The 16,848-nt window shown below is 62.2% G+C and carries 17 protein-coding genes; 10 read left to right on the top strand and 7 right to left on the bottom strand.

Going from position 1 to position 16,848, the window contains the following annotated elements; genetic code table 11:
* Nucleotides 1–8: 8 nt before the first annotated feature.
* The 6 genes from AC0IW7_RS11960 to AC0IW7_RS11935 form a co-directional block, all read right to left on the bottom strand.
* On the bottom strand, nt 9–1,226 hold the full coding sequence (locus AC0IW7_RS11960; RefSeq protein ID WP_471818163.1) for a D-amino acid dehydrogenase: 1,218 nt from the start codon (nt 1,224–1,226) through the stop codon (nt 9–11).
* Entirely contained in the window at nt 1,226–2,653 is a 1,428-nt protein-coding gene (locus tag AC0IW7_RS11955; protein WP_471818161.1) for an amidase, read from the bottom strand. Before AC0IW7_RS11955 ends, AC0IW7_RS11960 begins: the two co-directional genes overlap by 1 nt.
* A 34-nt stretch (nt 2,654–2,687) precedes the next feature.
* Nucleotides 2,688–3,365, bottom strand: a complete 678-nt coding sequence (locus AC0IW7_RS11950) for an amino acid ABC transporter permease (RefSeq protein WP_471818159.1) — start codon at nt 3,363–3,365, stop codon at nt 2,688–2,690.
* Nucleotides 3,362–4,015, bottom strand: a complete 654-nt coding sequence (locus AC0IW7_RS11945) for an amino acid ABC transporter permease (RefSeq protein ID WP_471818158.1) — start codon at nt 4,013–4,015, stop codon at nt 3,362–3,364. Before AC0IW7_RS11945 ends, AC0IW7_RS11950 begins: the two co-directional genes overlap by 4 nt.
* A gap of 3 nt (nt 4,016–4,018) precedes the next feature.
* A complete protein-coding gene (locus AC0IW7_RS11940; protein WP_463539476.1) occupies nt 4,019–4,804 on the bottom strand; it encodes an amino acid ABC transporter ATP-binding protein in 786 nt (261 codons plus the stop codon).
* Between the two features lie 79 nt (nt 4,805–4,883).
* Entirely contained in the window at nt 4,884–5,753 is an 870-nt protein-coding gene (locus AC0IW7_RS11935; RefSeq protein WP_463539477.1) for a substrate-binding periplasmic protein, read from the bottom strand.
* A 103-nt stretch (nt 5,754–5,856) separates the two neighbouring features.
* On the opposite strand from AC0IW7_RS11935, the gene AC0IW7_RS11930 reads away from it, so the two are divergent.
* The 9 genes from AC0IW7_RS11930 to AC0IW7_RS11890 all read left to right on the top strand — a co-directional run bounded on the left by AC0IW7_RS11930 (nt 5,857) and on the right by AC0IW7_RS11890 (nt 14,771).
* Nucleotides 5,857–6,915, top strand: a complete 1,059-nt coding sequence (locus tag AC0IW7_RS11930; RefSeq protein WP_471818157.1) for a GlxA family transcriptional regulator — start codon at nt 5,857–5,859, stop codon at nt 6,913–6,915.
* Nucleotides 6,916–7,169: 254 nt separating this feature from the next.
* Complete coding sequence (solA, locus tag AC0IW7_RS11925) at nt 7,170–8,300, top strand: N-methyl-L-tryptophan oxidase (RefSeq protein WP_471818155.1); 1,131 nt, start codon at nt 7,170–7,172, stop codon at nt 8,298–8,300.
* A gap of 74 nt (nt 8,301–8,374) precedes the next feature.
* Nucleotides 8,375–9,226, top strand: a complete 852-nt coding sequence (locus tag AC0IW7_RS11920; RefSeq protein WP_471818153.1) for a transporter substrate-binding domain-containing protein — start codon at nt 8,375–8,377, stop codon at nt 9,224–9,226.
* A 47-nt stretch (nt 9,227–9,273) separates the two neighbouring features.
* Complete coding sequence (locus AC0IW7_RS11915) at nt 9,274–9,996, top strand: ABC transporter permease (protein ID WP_471818151.1); 723 nt, start codon at nt 9,274–9,276, stop codon at nt 9,994–9,996.
* Between the two features lie 10 nt (nt 9,997–10,006).
* The gene (locus tag AC0IW7_RS11910) at nt 10,007–10,759 is read left to right on the top strand and encodes an ABC transporter permease (RefSeq protein WP_471818149.1); all 753 of its coding nucleotides are present in this window, start codon (nt 10,007–10,009) and stop codon (nt 10,757–10,759) included.
* Complete coding sequence (locus AC0IW7_RS11905) at nt 10,756–11,544, top strand: ABC transporter ATP-binding protein (RefSeq protein ID WP_471818147.1); 789 nt, start codon at nt 10,756–10,758, stop codon at nt 11,542–11,544. Before AC0IW7_RS11910 ends, AC0IW7_RS11905 begins: the two co-directional genes overlap by 4 nt.
* A complete protein-coding gene (locus AC0IW7_RS11900) occupies nt 11,541–13,145 on the top strand; it encodes an HAL/PAL/TAL family ammonia-lyase (RefSeq protein ID WP_471818145.1) in 1,605 nt (534 codons plus the stop codon). Before AC0IW7_RS11905 ends, AC0IW7_RS11900 begins: the two co-directional genes overlap by 4 nt.
* Nucleotides 13,146–13,476: 331 nt before the next feature.
* Nucleotides 13,477–13,752, top strand: coding sequence for a DUF1652 domain-containing protein (locus AC0IW7_RS11895; protein ID WP_471818143.1), 276 nt, complete (start codon nt 13,477–13,479; stop codon nt 13,750–13,752).
* Nucleotides 13,753–13,823: 71 nt separating this feature from the next.
* On the top strand, nt 13,824–14,771 hold the full coding sequence (locus tag AC0IW7_RS11890) for a hypothetical protein (RefSeq protein WP_471818142.1): 948 nt from the start codon (nt 13,824–13,826) through the stop codon (nt 14,769–14,771).
* 254 nt (nt 14,772–15,025) lie between these two features.
* On the opposite strand, the gene AC0IW7_RS11885 is transcribed toward AC0IW7_RS11890, so the two are convergent.
* Complete coding sequence (locus AC0IW7_RS11885; RefSeq protein ID WP_471818140.1) at nt 15,026–15,544, bottom strand: hypothetical protein; 519 nt, start codon at nt 15,542–15,544, stop codon at nt 15,026–15,028.
* A gap of 283 nt (nt 15,545–15,827) precedes the next feature.
* Between AC0IW7_RS11885 and AC0IW7_RS11880 the strand changes: the two genes are divergently transcribed.
* Nucleotides 15,828–16,820 (top strand): zinc-dependent alcohol dehydrogenase family protein, encoded by a 993-nt coding sequence (locus tag AC0IW7_RS11880; RefSeq protein WP_471818138.1) that lies wholly within the window; start codon nt 15,828–15,830, stop codon nt 16,818–16,820.
* The last annotated feature ends 28 nt before the right edge of the window (nt 16,821–16,848 follow it).

Here is a 16,848-nt window from a genome sequence, read left to right as displayed (position 1 = left end):
AGTGAGTTTCACGCCAACAGTTGCGCCAACCGTTGGGCGCTACCAAACGCCAAGGTCATGCCGAGGGCGCCCTGTCCCGAGTTAAGCAGCAGATTATCGAATCCATACGCGCCAATGATCGGCCGTCCGGTTGGCGTCGCCGGGCGCCAGCCCATCCAGGCGTGGTTTTCGCTCGGCACTGTGCCCGCCCCGAACAGCGCGACGGCGGCATTGTGCAGTTCGGCAATGCGCCCTGCCGGAATACTGCGGTCATAGCCACAGAGTTCCACCATGCCGGCCACGCGCAGGCGTTCGCCCAGGCGGGCAAACACGGTTTTTCGCCGCAGGTCAGTGATGCTGACGCGCGGCGCCTGGCCCACCGCAGTTACCGGCACGGTGATGCTGTAGCCCTTGAGTGGGTAAACCGCTGGCTTGAGCCCCAAGGTGCTCAGCAACGGCGCGCTCAGGGCGCCTGCGGCGACCACGAATTGGTCCGCTTCCACGGTTTTTTCCTGGCCATCGGCGTCAGTGACCTGCACGGCATGAATCCGCTTGGCCTGGCTGATAAAGCGCTCGGCGCGATGCTGGTACAGCATGGTGGCGCCGTCGGCACGCAGCCTACGGTCGAGGGCGCGGCAGAGTTTTAAACCGTCGATGGCACACTCGCTTTCGGTGTACACCGCGCCATGAAACGAGGCGGCGTAGCCGCGCAATGCCGGCTCAAACTCCAGGGCCTGAGCCACTGTCACCACGCGCTGCCGGCTGCCATGTCGGGCCTGAAAGTCCACTTGGCGCTTGCCGCCTTCCAGGCTCGATGCATCCGGGTACAACACCAGTTTTCCGCTGGCGGCGAAGTCGCAATCCAACTGCTCCTGAAGGCGAAATTGCTCAAAGGCCAGCCGGCTTTCTTCAGCCAATTGCAGCAGTTGCAGGGTGGTCTGCTGCGATTGCGCGGTGCGACACGCGGCCAGGAATGCCAGGCACCAGCGCCACTGCGCAACGTGCAGTTGCGGTACCCATTTGAGCGGGCTGTCGCGCGCCAGCAGCAGCTTGGGAATAGCGGCGATAACCGACGGGTCAGCCAGCGGCTGCACGTAGCTGTAGCTCAGTTGCGCGCCGTTGGCGGCACTGGCGCCAAGCCCTGGCCCTGCTTCGCGTTCAATTACTGTCACCTGGTGGCCGTGCTGCCGCAAAAAATAGGCGCTGGTCTGGCCGATGATGCCGCCGCCAATGACGCAAACGTGCATCAGGCCACCTCCTGCGTGGGCGACTGCCAGCCCGGCGGCACCCGGGTATGCCAGTCGGTGTGCTGTTGAAACGCCATGCCCGCGCCCAACACCCGCGCTTCGGTAAATGCCGAGCCGACCAATTGCATCGATACCGGCATGCCCCGCTCATCAAAGCCGGCGGGCAAAGCCACCGAGCACAGGTCCAGTAGATTGGCGAAGCGTCCTAGCAGCGCCAATGGCGTGCCGTATTCGTCGACCTCGGTCACGGGCAAACTGCCGATGGCGTTGGTGGGAAATGCGCAAATATCCACCCGCCGCATCGCCTCGGCCATGGCCTGACGGGCAGCGAGGCGCCGGCGCTGCAGGCTAATGTAAGTGGCCGCATCAATCGCCTTGCCGCCGAGGATGCGGCGCTGCACATGAGGGTCGAAGCTCAGGTCGTCACGTTCGAACAGCGCGCCTAGGTTGGCATAGCCCTCGGCGCTCATCAGCCCGCCGGCGATTTGCATGCATTCATTCAAAGACACCGGCAACGGCTGCTCAACCAACTGCATGCCCAGGCGCTCCAACACGCCCAACGATCGGTCGTAGGCGGCCAGCACTCCCCGCGCAATCTGGTTGCGCTCGGCGCGCGGCAATACCCAGACCCGCAAGCCCTGCATGTCGTCGTGCAGCTGCGCGCTGGAGAGAAAGGTGGGCGCATGGGCGGAGACCGGGTCCAGCGGATCGGGGCCAAGCATGGCATCGAGCATCCAGGCGGCGTCCTCGACGGTGCGGGTGATCGGGCCAACGGTGTCCAGCGACGGGCACAACTCGATCAAGCCATGGCGGCTGATCAAACCGCGGGTGGTTTTCAACCCCACCAGGCCGCACATGCCTGCCGGAATTCGGACCGAGCCGCCGGTGTCGGTGCCCAGCGCTGCGCAGGCCAGGCCAGCGGCCACTGCCACCGCCGAGCCGCTGCTCGAGCCGCCTGGGGCGCGATGCTCGGTTTTATCCCAGGGGTTCCAGGGCGTGCCCATTACGGCGTTGGTGCCCCACCCGCCAAACGCAAATTCCACGGTGTGGGTTTTGCCCAGCACGATGGCGCCGTGGCGTTGCAGCCTCTGCACGGCGGTGGCGGTGTGGCTGGAAATACGCGCCGGCTGGGCCTTGGAGCCGCCGGTCAGCGGCTGGCCGGCAATGTCGAACAGGTCTTTGATCGCCACGGGAATGCCATGCAACGGCCCCAGGCTGATGCCAACGTCGCGCTGCTGGTCTGCTGCCCGCGCCGCGCTGAGGGCACGCTCGGCGTACACGTCGATATAGGCATTGAGTTGGCCATCAAAGCGGTCGATGCGCGCCAGGTAATGCGCGACCAACTGCTCGCTGCGCAACGCCCCTTCGGCCATCAGGCGACTGAGCTCAGCCATGCTGGCAAAGCTTGGAATAGCGAAATGGGTCATGGAACCTCTCAAAACAATCGGCAGTAAAAAGTGCTTAGAGGGCGCGGCGGCCGCGGGCAAAACGGCGTTCGAAGACCCGGGCCAGCATCGACAGCGGGAACGCAATGGCGAAGTAGCACAGCCCCACCAGCAGGAAGATGTGCAGCGGCAGAAACGATTCGGAAGCAATCGCCCGTGCCGCCAACATCAGCTCATCGGTGGCAATTAATGCGCACAGAGAGCTGTCTTTGAGCAGCGAGGCGTAGGTGTTGAGAAGCGGCGGCAGCACGATGCGCACCGCTTGCGGCAGCGTCACGCGGGTGAACGCTTGCAACGGTGTCAGGCCAACGGCCAGGGCGGCTTCACGTTGCCCCCGGTGCAAAGACTGCAACCCGCCGCGTAGCACTTCGGCTACATACGCCGAGCCCTGCAAGCCAAGGCCCAGCACCCCGGCGGCAAACGCTGAAAGCGTGAGGCCGAACGCCGGCAGGGCGAAGTACAGCAACAGCAGCAAGGCCAGCAGCGGCACCGCACGCATGCTCTGGATAAACCCACCGGCACCGCGCTGTATCCACCGCCGTGGCTGACGCGTGGCCCAGGTCAGTAGCAGCCCGAGCGCCAACGCCAAGGTGAAACTGACCAGCGACAGCTGCGCGGTGATCTTCGCCCCTTCGGCCAAACGCGGGCCCCAATCACTCCAGTAGGTTGGGTACTGGGCAAAGAACTCGATCATCGGCTCACCCCCAACTTGCGTTCCAGGCCGGCGAAGCCGTAGCCGATGGGCAAAATCATGGCGGCGTACAGCACGATCACGGCCAGGTAGATCAGCGTGGTTTCAAAGGTCGAGGTCACCAGATTGCGCGCCAGGAACATGATTTCCGGCACGGCGATGGCCGAAGCAATGGAGGTGTCTTTAAGCAACTGACTGACGTAATTGGCGTACGACGGCAGCGCCATACGCCAGGCTTGCGGCAGCAGAATATGGACCAGCACCTGACGCGGCGACAGGCCCACCGTGAGCCCCGCTTCGCGCTGGCCCAGGTGCAACGCCTTGAGGGCGCTGCGAAATACATCGGTCAAAATGGCGCTGCCCACCAAGCCTAAACCGATGATCGCGGCCAACCACGGCGGCAAGTTAAGCCCTAAATACGACAGCCCGAAGTAGATCAAAAACAGGTGCGCCAGCGCCGGCACATTGCGCATCCACTCCACAAACAGGTTGATTGGTGCCCGCGCCCGCAGGCCACCAAAGGTGTGGGCCACGGCCAGCAACGCACCGCCCAACGTGGCCAGTAGCAGGGAGCCGACGCCGATCAACAGCGCCGACAAGGCGCCGCGCAGCAACACCGGTAATAAGCCCAGAAAGGTGTGAAGGGTCTCCATGGTTCAGGCCCCCGCCGCCATTTTGCCGAGGAACGCCTGGGTTCGCGGGTGCTCGGGTTGGTCGATCAGGCGCACCGCCGGCCCTTGCTCGACGATGTGCCCGTCGGCCATAAAAATGACCCGATCCGCCACGTCGCGAGCGAAGCGCACTTCGTGGGTGACCAGAATCATGCTGCGTCCCTCCTCCGCCAACTCGCGGATGACCGCCAGCACTTCGCCGACCAGTTCAGGGTCCAGTGCCGAGGTGGGCTCGTCGAACAAAATCACCTTGGGCTGCTGGGCCAATGCCCGGGCAATTGCTACGCGCTGCTGCTGACCGCCAGACAAATGTTCGGGGTACGCATCAGCCTTGTGGCGCAGGTGCACTTTGTCGAGCATGGCATCGGCCAGCTCATAGGCGACCTTGCGCGACAGGCCCTGAGCCACCATCGGCCCAAGCGCCACGTTGTCGCGAACGCTCAGGTGGGGCCACAGGTAAAACAGCTGAAACACCATGGCCATCTCGCGCCGCTGCGGTGCCAGCTCGCGGTCACTCATCGCGCGCAGCCCGGCCCCTTTGCGCAGTTGGCCGACCAACGCCTGGCCCAGCCAGATCTCGCCGCTGGTGGGCTGTTCCAGGTAATTGATGCAGCGCAGGCAGGTGGATTTTCCCGAACCACTGGGCCCCAGCAGCGACAAGGTTTCACCGGCCTTGAGCTCCAGGCTGATGCCCTTGAGGACCTCCAGGTTGCCGTAGGATTTGTGCAGCTCGTGCACGCGCAGCAACACCGCGCTGTCAGGGGTTTTCATTGTTATTTCCCGGCAAGCGAATAAACAGAGAAGTGGCAGCCCCGTGAGGGCTACCGCCATGCCTCGAGGGCTGTTTGGGTTATTTGCAGCCCGGCAGCTGCCAGGCCACGGCACGGTCCAGGCCAGGGCGCGGCGTGCCGCCTTGCGGCACATACCAAACGTCCTGCGTGAGGCCGTAACGCTCGCCGATTTTGCGCATCTCGCAGCTTTGCCAAAGGCTGGCGATCTGCTGATTGAACTGCTCGGCAAGTTCGGCGTTGTCTTTACTGAAGCCGAACACCACCTGCCCCAAACCGGTGAGCAAGGGGTACTTGGGGTTGTCATCGGTAAAGGCGTTAAAACGCAGGTGCCATTGAGGGTTACGCGAGATGGCGAACTGCATGACGGGTGGGTCGCCAATCACTGCATCGATGCGCCCCGCCAACAGGTCGCGCACTGCGGCGTCCGAGGTGTCGTACAGGGCAACTTTCACGCCCGGCAATTTGCGCAACTCTGGAATAAAGGAAAACCCGGTGATGGTGCCCACGCGTTTGTCGGTGAGATCGTCGAGCGTTTTCCAGTCGGTTTTTTCGGTTTGCGTAATGCCGTTTTTGAAGTACTGGATCGGGTCGCTGAGGGTCATCAGCTTGGAGCGCTGTTCGGTCCAGCCCATGGTGCCGGCCATTACGTCGACGCGCTTGGTTTGCACCGAGGCAATGGTGCCTGACCATTCCATCAATGCCGGCTTCACTTTCAACCCGAGCTTGCCGGCGATCAGTTGAAGAATTTCCCCGTCGTAGCCGATCATCTGACCGTCCTGATAACCTGTGCCCGGCATGTCGCCACTGAAGGCAATCGTCAGTGCGCCTGGCTCGACGGTCTGTGCCGCTGCTGTAACCGGTAGCAATACAACAGACGTCAGCAACGCTGCGCCCATGACCCACCACCGATACGGTTTTGCTGCGTTCATATTCTGCGTCCCCTGAGGCTGTTGTTAGGTGCGTGGCGAGTGCTTGGCCCGCGTTGCCACTGTAGAGCGCAGGGAGGGGAAACGAATTGGAGGTTCTGCACAGATGATTGAACAATCACGACATGTTGCCAGCCGCACCGAAGCCCTGATCGAGCGGCTCGACAGCACCAGCGTGACGCCTCGCCGAGCCGGGCTTGAGCTGTCGATTGGCATTGTGTTGTGGCCGCGTTTTCCGCTGCTGTCGCTGTCCGGGCTCACCGACGCGCTGCGCCACGCCGCCGACATTGGCGACCAGAGCCGGCAAATTCGCTGCCAATGGAAAATCCTCGGCTTACCCGGCCAGCGCACCGTTGCCAGTTGCGGCTTCGATGTACCCACCGATGATGTGCTGAGCGAGCCGCAACGCTTCGACTACATAGCCGTGATCGGCGGCCTGCTCAACGGCGACTGCGAGGTGCCTGCCGCCTACTGGCGTTTTCTGCAGCAGGCGGCGGCCGCCAACATTCCCCTCATTGGCCTGTGCACTGGCAGTTTTGTGCTGGCCCAGGCCGGGTTGCTCGAAGGCCGCACGGCCTGTGTGCACGCCTACCACCGCGACGATTGGAAACGCCTGAACCCCGGCCTGCGCCAAGTGAATAACTGCGACTACTTGGTGGACGGCCCACGCATTACCTGCGCAGGAGGCATCTCGGTGGTGGAAATGGCCGTTTACCTGATCGGGCTGCACTGCGGCGCCGACCGCGCCGCGAAAGTCATTCACCAGATGACCGTGGCGAAAACCGCCAGCCCCGGCAGCATCGATAAACGCAAAGCCCTCGGTTACGCCAACCTGCCCAACCGCCGGGTGCGCGAAGCCGTGATGCTGATGGAAAAACACCTGGCCGAGCCGCTGGAAATCGACACCATCGCCACGCTTGTAGGCACCAGCAAGCGCCAACTCGAGCGCATTTTCGTGGAGCAAACGAGCAGTACGCCCAGCCAGTTTTACCGACAGATGCGCTTACGCTTTGGCCGTTGGTTGCTGGTGAGCTCGGATAGGCAGATCGGCGAAATCGCCTATGAATGTGGCTTCGCCGATGCACCGCATTTCATTCGCCACTTTCAGCGCGAATTCGGCATGTCGCCGGGCAAACTGCGCACCTTGCTGGAACGCGCAGGCTAGGTTCGACGCCGTCGCTCGGCGGCCGTCGCGCAACAAGCCGACCCGTCGTTTGGCCCGCGATGCTCACCGTTTCTCAACTCCCCTCCACGTGTGAGTAAAAACGGTGCAGCCACGCGCAAAAAGCGTGCGCCGTCGTAACGTTTTTTCTGATCGATTTGCAAAACTCCCCATTCCAGAGCCTTCGCGCACCCTGGCCTTAATTTTGCTTTACATGTACATACAAGCTAATACATCGGCTTAATTTGGATACCTTTATGCATGACGTAGCAGTAATCGGTCTTGGCGCCATGGGCAGCGCCGCCGTGCATTTTCTGGCGCAGCGCGGGCTGAAATTGCTGGGCTTGGAAGCGGCGAAACCGGCCCATGCCGGCAGTTCGTCGCACGGAGATAGCCGCCTGATTCGCCTGGGTTATTTCGAGGGCGATGATTACGTGCCGCTGGGCCGGCGCGCTTATGAAAACTGGCGCGCGCTGGAAGCGGCGTCCGGCGAGGCGGTGTTGCAGGTGACGGGCGTTTTGCACATCGGCCGAGCCGACAGCAAGATTGTGGACGGCACGCGTCGGGCGTGTGAGAACCATGAGCTGCCCTACACCCTGCTTGATGCGCAACGCGTTCGCGCGCAGTACCCGCAGTTCGCGTTGGCGGACGACGAGGTGGGTTTGTTCGAATCCCAGGGCGGTTTTGTTCGGCCCGAGCGCGCGATTCAGGCTTTCCTGCGACTCGCTGAAAACGCTGGCGCCACGCTGCGCACGGGCGAGCGGGTTACCCACATCGACAGCGGCGATGCCGGCGTCACGCTGCATACCGAGTTCGGCCGCTATCAGGCACGCCGCGTGATCGTCGCCACCGGGCCGTGGATTGCCGAATTGGTGCCGCAGTTGCGTGGCCGTGCGCAGCCAATCAAACAGGTGGTGGCCTGGTACCGCACACCCGAGGGCGTGCAGGCCGACCCCAGCCAAATGCCGGTGTTCCTGCGTGACCTTGGCCAGCAAGGTTCCTACTTTGGCTTTGGCGATATCGACGGCCACGGCATCAAGGTGGGCCTGCATTGTCATTTCCGCGAGCCCATCGACCCCAACCAGCCGAACCCGCCGGTGAACGCCGAGGACCTCAACCTGCTCGACAACTTCGTGGCCCGCTACCTGCCAGCGTGGACGGGTCAGCGCCAGCACGCCGACACCTGCCGCTACACCTTGCTGCCGAGCGAAGACTTCCTGGTCGACCTTCACCCCGAAGACCCCAACCTGGTGATTGCCTCGCCCTGTTCAGGCCACGGTTTCAAATTCGCCAGCGCCTTGGGCGAGGCTTTGGCCGACCTGGCAAGTGATGGCCACACGCAACTGCCGATTCAAAGCTTTTCGTTCCAGCGACACGGCTTTACCTGATGCATCGCTTTACTGCTGCGCCGTTATTCGAGCTTTTGATTCCATAACCAGGCCCACCCAACAGGATGATTTCGATGCTTAATGCGAAAAGACTTAGCGCTACCGCCCTCCTCACCCTTAGCTTGCTGGCGGCCGCGACGGCCAGCCAGGCCAAGGAGTGGAACGCCGTAAAAATCGCCACCGAAGGCAGCTACGAGCCGTGGAACCTGACCCTGCCGGGCGGCAAGATCAGTGGCTTCGAACCCGAGCTGATGGAGATTCTGTGCCAGCGCCTGAAGATGAAATGCGATGTGCAGGTGCAAAACTGGGACGGCATGATCGCCAGCCTCAACGCCGGCAAATTCGACGTGCTGATGGACGCCATCGTCATCACTCCGGAGCGCAAGGAAGTGATGGATTTCTCCATTCCCTACGCCCGCACGCCCGCCAGCTTCGCCTCGATGGACGCCAACTTGCTGCCCGGTAAAACCGGCCAGGCCAACGCTCTGACCCTGAGCACCGACGCCGCGCAAATCAAGCCAGCCGTCGAAGCCCTGCGCAAAGCGCTGGATGGCAAAACCATCGGCATCGCATCGGGCACCGTGTACACGCCCTTTATCGACACCTACTTCAAAGACGTCGCCACCATCCGCGAATACAGCACCTCGGCCGACGCCGTGCTCGACCTGACCGCTGGCCGCATCGACGTGGTGTTCGACGACGTGACGTTCCTCAATTCCCTCATGGAAAAAGCCGACAACAAAGGCTTGGTTTACACCGGCCCAGAAATCGCCGGCCCGATCTGGGGCGAAGGCGAAGCCCTGGCGTTTCGCAAGGCCGACACCGATCTGAAAGCCAAATTCGACGGCGCATTGAAAGAGGCCATCGCCGACGGCACGGTGAAAAAGCTCAGCGAAAAATGGTTCAAGGTCGACCTCACCCCATGAGTGCTCAGCCCGGTTAACGCCGGGCGCTTTGGCGAAAAGGAGAGACCATGAACCTTGTGCAACTGCTGGGTTTTAGCGAGCAGGGTTGGGGCGCGGCGCTGTTACAGGCCGCCGGCATGACCCTTGTGCTGACCGCCGCCGCGCTGCTGGTGGGCGCGGTGTTCGGCGGCCTGGTGGCCGCGGCGAAACTGTCAAAACGGCGCATGTTGCGCTGGGTCGGCGAGCTGTATTCCATTCTGTTTCGCGGCATTCCGGAGCTGCTGATCATCTACCTGTTCTACTTCGGTGGCGGCACGATGGTCTCGGCCGTGGCAAGCCTGTTCGGCGGCAGCGGCTATGTCGACCTGCCGCCGTTCGCCATCGGCGCCCTGGCGGTGGGGCTGATTTCCGGCTCCTACCAAGCCGAGGTGTATCGCGGCGCCTACAAGGCCGTGCCAGTGGGTGAACTGGAAGCGGCGGCCGCTATCGGCATGAGCCCCGGCCAGCGGCTGCGCCATGTGCTCATTCCTCAGGTGATGCGTTATGCGCTGCCGGGGCTGGGCAACGTCTGGCAAATGACCCTCAAGGACTCTGCGCTGATCTCGGTAATCGGTCTGGTGGAGCTGATGCGCGCCAGTCAGGTAGCCGCGGGTTCAACGCGGCAGTACTTCACCTTTTACATCGTTGGCGGTATCGGCTACCTGCTGCTCACGTGGGGATCCAGCCGCGTGTTCAGCCGGGCCGAAGCGCGGGTGCGCCGCACCCAGCGCGCTAACTTCCTGTCGCCATAGAGGTTGACCCATGCTCGACCTGCCTTTCCTTACCAGCACCTTGCTGAAACTGCTGGCCGCGCTGCCCACCACGCTGAGCCTGTTCTTCGCGTCGTTGGTGGTGGGCCTCGCCTGGTCGTTGGTCATTGTCGCGATGCGCGTCAGCCGCTGGCCGTGGTTCAGCTTGCCGGCGCGCGGTTACATCGCCCTGTTTCGCGGCACGCCGCTGATGATTCAGATGTTCCTCATCTACTACGGCCTCGGGCAATTTCCGCTGGTGCGCGAAAGCTTTGCCTGGTCGGTGCTGCGCTCGCCTTATGGCTGCGCGATTGTGTCGCTGGCCTTGTGCACAGCCGGTTACACCGCCGAGATCATTCGCGGTGGCTTGCTGAGCGTGCCGCACGGGCAAATCGAAGCCGGCATGGCCATCGGCCTGTCCCGCTGGCAATTGCTGTACCGCATCATCCTGCCGGTGACCCTGCGCCAAGCCCTGCCGGCGTACTCCACCGAGGCGGTGCTGTTGGTGAAATCCACCGCACTGGCCAGCCTGCTGACCGTGTGGGACGTGACCGGCGTGGCTCAGCAAATCATCCAGCGCAGCTACCGCACCATGGAAGTGTTTGCCTGCGCGGCGCTGATTTACCTGGTGCTGAATTTCCTCGTCGTGCGCGCCGTGGGCTGGTTTGAAAGTCGCCTGGCCATTCCCGCACGGCCCCGGCAAGACGCCCGCGCCTCGCCCGCCCCTGTTCCCTCCACCGAAAACAAGTTGCCTGGAGCGCCATGACATCTCCCGCCCCGACCCTCACGGTTGCCAATATCCATAAGTCTTACGGCAGCGCCCATGTGCTCAAAGGCATCGACCTGCAGGCCAACAAAGGCGACGTCATTTCCATACTCGGCGCCAGCGGCTCGGGTAAAAGTACCTTTCTTCGCTGCATCAACCTGCTGGAAACGCCCGACGAGGGCAGCATTCAAGTGGGCGATGAACACATCGCCCTGCATCGCAAACGCGACGGCTCCATGGCAGCGACCAACCGCAAACAGGTGGAGCGTATGCGGGCGCGTCTGGGCATGGTGTTTCAAAGCTTCAATTTGTGGTCGCACATGACCGTGCTGCAAAACGTGATGGAAGGCCCGCTGCGGGTGCTCAAACGCCCTCGCGCCGAATGCCTGCACGACGCAGAACAGCTGCTGCAAAAAGTTGGTTTGTACGAGCGACGCGACTACTACCCGGCGCACCTGTCAGGCGGCCAACAACAACGCGTCGCCATCGCTCGCGCCCTGGCCATGAACCCGGAAGTACTGCTGTTCGATGAACCCACCTCGGCCCTCGACCCGGAGCTGGTCGGCGAAGTGCTGCGCGTGATGCGCGGTCTGGCCGAAGAAGGCCGCACCATGCTGGTGGTCACCCACGAAATGGGCTTTGCCCGGCATGTATCGAACCGCGTGGTGTTTATGCACCAAGGCCTGGTCGACGTTACCGGCACCCCGGATGAACTGTTCGACGGTCCTGCCAGCGAACGTTTCCGCCAATTCATTTCCAGCCACCAACTGCGGAGCACCGAATGACCTCGCCGGCGTTGTTGAACCTGCCAACCAATCCCGCTATCCCGGTGGTGATCGACAGCACACCCTTAACCTTTCGCCAGGTGGTGGCAGTGGCTCGTCACGGCGCGCGTCTGGAACTATCGCCACAGGCCTGGCAACGGGTGGAGGCCGCGCGGGCGATTGTTGAGCACATCGTACTCAGCGGCGAGCGCGCCTATGGCATCAATACTGGCCTGGGCGCGCTGTGCAACGTGGCCTTGCAAGGCGAGCAACTGGCGCAGCTCTCGCGCAATACCCTGCTCAGCCATGCGTGCGGCGTCGGTGCCGCGCTGCCGGTTGAGCAAACCCGCGCCATCATGTGCGCCGCCGTCAACAACTTCGCTCACGGCCGCTCGGGCTTGCAGCGCTCGGTGCTGCAAGGGTTGCTGGACTTGCTCAACCACGGCATCACCCCCTGCGTTCCGGCCCAGGGTTCGGTGGGCTACCTCACCCACATGGCGCACGTGGGCATCGCCTTGCTGGGCATGGGTGACGTCAGCTACCGCGGCCAGCGCATCAGCGCTGCGCAGGCCTTGGCCGACGCCAACCTGGCGCCCGTGCAGCTTGCCGCCAAAGACGGCCTCAGCCTGGTAAACGGCACCCCCTGCATGACCGGGCTGGCCTGCCTCGCACTCGCCGACGCCTGGCAATTGGCAGACTGGGCAGACGTGATCGGCGCCATGAGTTTTGAAGCCCTGGGCGGCCAGCTCAACGCCTTTGACGAAGCGGTGCTCGCCCTCAAACCACACCCCGGCATGCAACAGGTCGGCACACACCTGCGCGCGCTCTTGGCCGGCAGCAAGCGCCTGGCCAGCCAGCGAAACCTGCGCACCCAGGACGCCCTGAGCATTCGCTCCATTCCACAAATACACGGCGCGTGCCGCGACCAGATCGCCCACGCCCAGGCGCAAATCAACATCGAACTGGCCTCGGTCAGCGACAACCCGCTGCTGCTCGGCACGCTGGATAACTACCGCGTGATGTCGCAAGCCAACCCCCATGGCGAATCGGTCGCCATGGCCGCCGACCTGCTGTGCATCGCCGTCGCGGAACTGGCCGGCGTGGCCGAGCGCCGCCTGGACCGGCTAATCAACCCGCTGGTCAGCGGCCTGCCCGCCTTTCTCGTGGCACAGCCTGGGGTCAACTCAGGAATGATGATTGCCCAATACGTCGCCGCCGCCCTGGTCGGCGAAAACCGCCAACTGGCCCAGCCGGCCGTGGTCGACAACTTCGTCACGTCCGGCCTGCAAGAAGATCACCTGAGCCTGGGCACCAGCGCCGCACTCAAGCTGCTCAAAGCCGTGGAAAACAGCTACCGCGTGCTTGCCATCGAATACCTGCTGGCCGGTCAGGCCTTCGAACTGCTCACCTTGGAAACCTTCGGCATCGGCACCGACCACGCCTGGCGCGGCCTGCGTCAACACGTACCGCCCTACGACCAAGACCGCTGGCTGGCACCCGACATCGAAACGGTGTTTCAGCTACTAAGAAATACCGAGGCGGTGTTGAACTGGCCTGACGTGGGAAGCGAGCCGCCGGGTGGGGATGGGCCGGGTGAGGCGGCGTTTAGGCAGAGGGCGTAAGCGGGTAAAGGCGGCCTGGAAAGATGGACGTTTTTCGCGCAAAAGCATCGCGGCTAAAGCCGCTCCCACAGACCGCACAGCCTGTAGGAGCGGCTTTAGCCGCGAGCTGTTTACTGCGAGGAGCACTGTCACCGGGATTTTGCTCTGCCATAAATCCAGCAAGTGCGTCGTTCTGACAGCATCAGAGGCGGGGAACGCCAACGGTGATCGGGTGCTCGGAAATAGCTCACACAGGGCAAGCGCGGAGGCTAGCGTCGTCCGCAAGCCTGGCAAGCAAGCGGGCATGCCGTCGCGTATCCTTGGGCCTCTTGCCCCCACCCCAGGATGACCCATGGCGAAGATGACGTTCCCCTTTGCGTGTGCCCGGCTGAGAGAGTATTTCTCACCGTTAGGCTTCGAGGCGGCGCTTGAGTCGCCGACCGCGATGAGCGTACGCGTTTTCGATATCAAGACCGGCGAAGATTTCGCCGTCCTGGCCGGGTTGCCCTGGAGCGCCAGCGCCACGCAAGACGACCTGGTACCGATCGTGGAAGCGATTGAACAGGAGATGGAAATTCGCGAGCTGGTCTTCGACCCGCCCTCCGCCAACTTACCGCCGCAAACCTAAAAAAACGGGGCCTTTGGGGTCAGCTGCGGCACCACGGTTAAGCGCTGAAACGAGGACAGGGAGTTCGTTGCATGTTGGTTGGTCATCGGTTTGAACGCACCCCGCAGGGTGACCTGCATATCCATTCCTACAACCGGGCGCAGACGATCGCCATCGTTCTGGCAGGCGCAGTCTCCGTCGCCGCGCCCGTGGCATTTGTGGTGTTTGCCATCGTCAGCGACATTCCGGGGCAGATGCACCCGCTGCACCTGCTCACACTCATTCTGGCGCTGCTGCTGATTCCCGCGATCTCGCTGATGATGGCGATCTACATCGGCTCGCGTGAGACGTTTGTGTTCTCCCGCCAAGAGGGTGTGGGCAAGCAGCGCATGCAGAATTTTTTCGGCCGCCGCGAACGCATAACCACCTTTAAAATTCGAGGCCCCAAGCGCCTTGAACTTCGCCGCAATCGAGACGCCAAGCCGATTTACACCCAGCTGTGGCTGGTGATGCGCGACGGTCCCGAGCACCGCCTGACAACCTCCACGGTGCCAGTGGTGCCGGGCAGTAAACGCACGGATACCTGGCTGCGCGAACTCGCCGACTACCTGGAAGTGCCGGTGCCTACCGAAGTCGTCGAGGTGGCCCCAGCAGGCTTGGCAGCCGCCTACCAGCCGGCTCCCGCACCGGCCCGAATGGCCTCAGCCAAGCGCACCCAACACAAGGGCAAAAAACCGCCGGCGGAGCAAGAGCGCACGGAAAAAATAGGCGTGCCCGGCCGCCTTCTGCTCGCCCTGATCGGCGCTTTCGTGGCCGTGCTGGAGCTGACACAGGTGATCGCCTTGGTGCGTGCGCTGTTTACCGGAGAGCTGCGCTTCAGCGGCGTGCGCTCGGGCACGTCGCGCTTCTTCTTCGCCGAGCAACCGTGGACCTTTTCGTTCAACGTCCTGGTCGGCATTGGCGAGGTGTTGCTTCTTGGATTCATCGCCTGGGGCTGCCTGCGTATGGCAGTTCAGGGACGGATGAAAGCTGAACCTTGATGGGCGGGTTTGGCCGTTGCAAATGGCAGATTGAAATGGCCACGAACTGCTCAATGGCATAACTGACCCGTCAGCGTTTTACGACTTTCCGATACTCGCTTGGTGACTGTCCAAACCAGCACCGCCGATGATCGGCATCGTTAACCGACGTAACGTGGAAGCGGCGCAGCATCACGAATAGCAAGCGGCACGACATTGCAGCGCAAACCCGAAGCCGCTTGCCCGCATTGCGCCTCGTACACGGCGCTGCGTCGTTACTTGACCTCAACCAGCCGCTGCGTCTGCGAGCCTTCCAGCGACAGATGAATAACCGCCACTTTGCTCGGTGAATTCGCCGGGTCGTCGGGGGTATTTTCCATTGCCGGAATGTCGATCAGCGTTTGTTCACCCGCCGGGTCGCTGACCAGTTTCGCCTCCAGCGTTTCAATCGCTCGCCAACTGTCGCCACCGATTCGCACCACATCGAGCAGGCTGTAATACGGCACGCCTTGTTCGTCTTCGTCCGGGGTAAATGCCGCCAGGTATTGGCTGTAATTGTTGCCCATGCCGAAGCCCTCGACCGTGAAAACCACCAGCGTGACCTGGCTTTCCTCGCCGGTATTGAGCGTTTGCGTCATGGCCGCTTCCGGGTAGCCAGTGGCATAGCTGTCTTTAACCAGCGCCACCAACCGCTCGACCTGCTGCTCCAACGCTTTAGGAAGCGGCGCAGGCTCGGCGCCATAGGCAACGGTACAAACGAACAATAGGCTGGCGGCAAGCACACGCAGGTTCATGGGGAGAATCCGAAGGTGTTGAAGGGGATGGGAATGCTAGCGCTTGGCACGGGCAACGTGCAGTGGCGCGTGGACGTTATTGTGAGGCTGCGCAAGGTCTGCGTTCGGCAATGGCAAGCTGACCTATAAGTCCGCCCGCCTTGCTTGCTCACTGATTAGTTCTCTGTGGATAACAGATTGTGAAGCGTGCAGCGCTCTATCCGGTGAGTAAGAGGCCGTAGCATGGCGACAACTTTTCCAGATGTCGCACTTCCTTTCGACATCATCACTCACGAGGTGAGCCATGCCTAAAGTCGTCCGATTTCACCGTACCGGTGGCGCTGACGTTCTGTCACTCGACGACGTTGCCGTACAAGCGCCGAAAAGCAATGAGGTTCAGATCGAGGTGAAAGCCATCGGCCTGAACCGTGCTGAAATTATGTATCGCACAGGGCAATACGTAATAGAGCCGCAGTTTCCGGCAACGCTTGGCTATGAAGCCGCTGGCATCGTGCGGGCCGTTGGCAGTGACGTCAGCGGCTTTGCTGTGGGCGACGCGGTAAGCGTCGTTCCGGCGTTTTCTTTTGCCGATTACGGCATGTACGGCGAAGTGGTCAATGCGCCCGCCCATGCCGTGGTAAAGCATCCTTCCAACCTGAGTTTCGCGGAGGCGGCAGCCAGTTGGATGATGTTCGTCACGGCCTACGGTGCCTTGATTGAATACGGCAACCTGCAAGCTGGCGAAACGGTTTTGGTCTCAGCCGCATCGAGCAGCGTTGGCCTGGCGGCTATTCAAATCGCCAACATGCAGGGTGCCATCCCCGTCGCCCTCACGCGCACCAGCGCCAAGCGTCAGGCGTTGCTGGATGCTGGCGCCAAACACGTCATCGCCACTGAGGAAGACGATCTGGTTGCCGAAGTGGCCAAGATCACTGGCGGCAAAGGCGCGCGCATCGTCTTTGACCCGGTGGGTGGCCCGCAAGCGACCAAACTGATTCAGTCCATGGCCAACGCCGGCATCTTCTTTCAGTACGGTGCTCTTGATCACCGCGATATACCTGTTCCGGTATTCGACATTCTTGGCAAGCACCTGACCGTGCGCGGCTACGAGCTTTTTGAAATCACCATGGACATGGGCAAACTGGCCGCTGCCAAGGCTTTTGTAACCAAAGGGTTGGCAGAAGGCACGCTCAAGCCCTTCATCGACAAGGTGTTTTCACTGGCTGACATCGCCGATGCTCATCGTCGAATGGAGTCGAATGCACAGATCGGCAAGATCGTCGTTGTCGTGGATTGATTGTTCTCTGGCAACCAGTTGCTTGCCA

It is taken from the genome of Pseudomonas sp. AC229, assembly GCF_979254655.1.
Note: the sequence above shows the minus strand (reverse complement) of the source record. Positions and strands in the feature narration are given on the sequence as shown.

Excerpts from the sequence above, each read along its gene's own strand:
- AC0IW7_RS11960 (WP_471818163.1), bottom strand. The coding sequence starts at position 1,226 with ATGCACGTTTGCGTCATTGGCGGCGGCATCATCGGCCAGACCAGCGCC.
- AC0IW7_RS11955 (WP_471818161.1), bottom strand. The coding sequence starts at position 2,653 with ATGACCCATTTCGCTATTCCAAGCTTTGCCAGCATGGCTGAGCTCAGT.
- AC0IW7_RS11950 (WP_471818159.1), bottom strand. The coding sequence starts at position 3,365 with ATGATCGAGTTCTTTGCCCAGTACCCAACCTACTGGAGTGATTGGGGC.
- AC0IW7_RS11945 (WP_471818158.1), bottom strand. The coding sequence starts at position 4,015 with ATGGAGACCCTTCACACCTTTCTGGGCTTATTACCGGTGTTGCTGCGC.
- AC0IW7_RS11940 (WP_463539476.1), bottom strand. The coding sequence starts at position 4,804 with ATGAAAACCCCTGACAGCGCGGTGTTGCTGCGCGTGCACGAGCTGCAC.
- AC0IW7_RS11935 (WP_463539477.1), bottom strand. The coding sequence starts at position 5,753 with ATGAACGCAGCAAAACCGTATCGGTGGTGGGTCATGGGCGCAGCGTTG.
- AC0IW7_RS11930 (WP_471818157.1), top strand. The coding sequence starts at position 5,857 with ATGATTGAACAATCACGACATGTTGCCAGCCGCACCGAAGCCCTGATC.
- solA (WP_471818155.1), top strand. The coding sequence starts at position 7,170 with ATGCATGACGTAGCAGTAATCGGTCTTGGCGCCATGGGCAGCGCCGCC.
- AC0IW7_RS11920 (WP_471818153.1), top strand. The coding sequence starts at position 8,375 with ATGCTTAATGCGAAAAGACTTAGCGCTACCGCCCTCCTCACCCTTAGC.
- AC0IW7_RS11915 (WP_471818151.1), top strand. The coding sequence starts at position 9,274 with ATGAACCTTGTGCAACTGCTGGGTTTTAGCGAGCAGGGTTGGGGCGCG.
- AC0IW7_RS11910 (WP_471818149.1), top strand. The coding sequence starts at position 10,007 with ATGCTCGACCTGCCTTTCCTTACCAGCACCTTGCTGAAACTGCTGGCC.
- AC0IW7_RS11905 (WP_471818147.1), top strand. The coding sequence starts at position 10,756 with ATGACATCTCCCGCCCCGACCCTCACGGTTGCCAATATCCATAAGTCT.
- AC0IW7_RS11900 (WP_471818145.1), top strand. The coding sequence starts at position 11,541 with ATGACCTCGCCGGCGTTGTTGAACCTGCCAACCAATCCCGCTATCCCG.
- AC0IW7_RS11895 (WP_471818143.1), top strand. The coding sequence starts at position 13,477 with ATGGCGAAGATGACGTTCCCCTTTGCGTGTGCCCGGCTGAGAGAGTAT.
- AC0IW7_RS11890 (WP_471818142.1), top strand. The coding sequence starts at position 13,824 with ATGTTGGTTGGTCATCGGTTTGAACGCACCCCGCAGGGTGACCTGCAT.
- AC0IW7_RS11885 (WP_471818140.1), bottom strand. The coding sequence starts at position 15,544 with ATGAACCTGCGTGTGCTTGCCGCCAGCCTATTGTTCGTTTGTACCGTT.
- AC0IW7_RS11880 (WP_471818138.1), top strand. The coding sequence starts at position 15,828 with ATGCCTAAAGTCGTCCGATTTCACCGTACCGGTGGCGCTGACGTTCTG.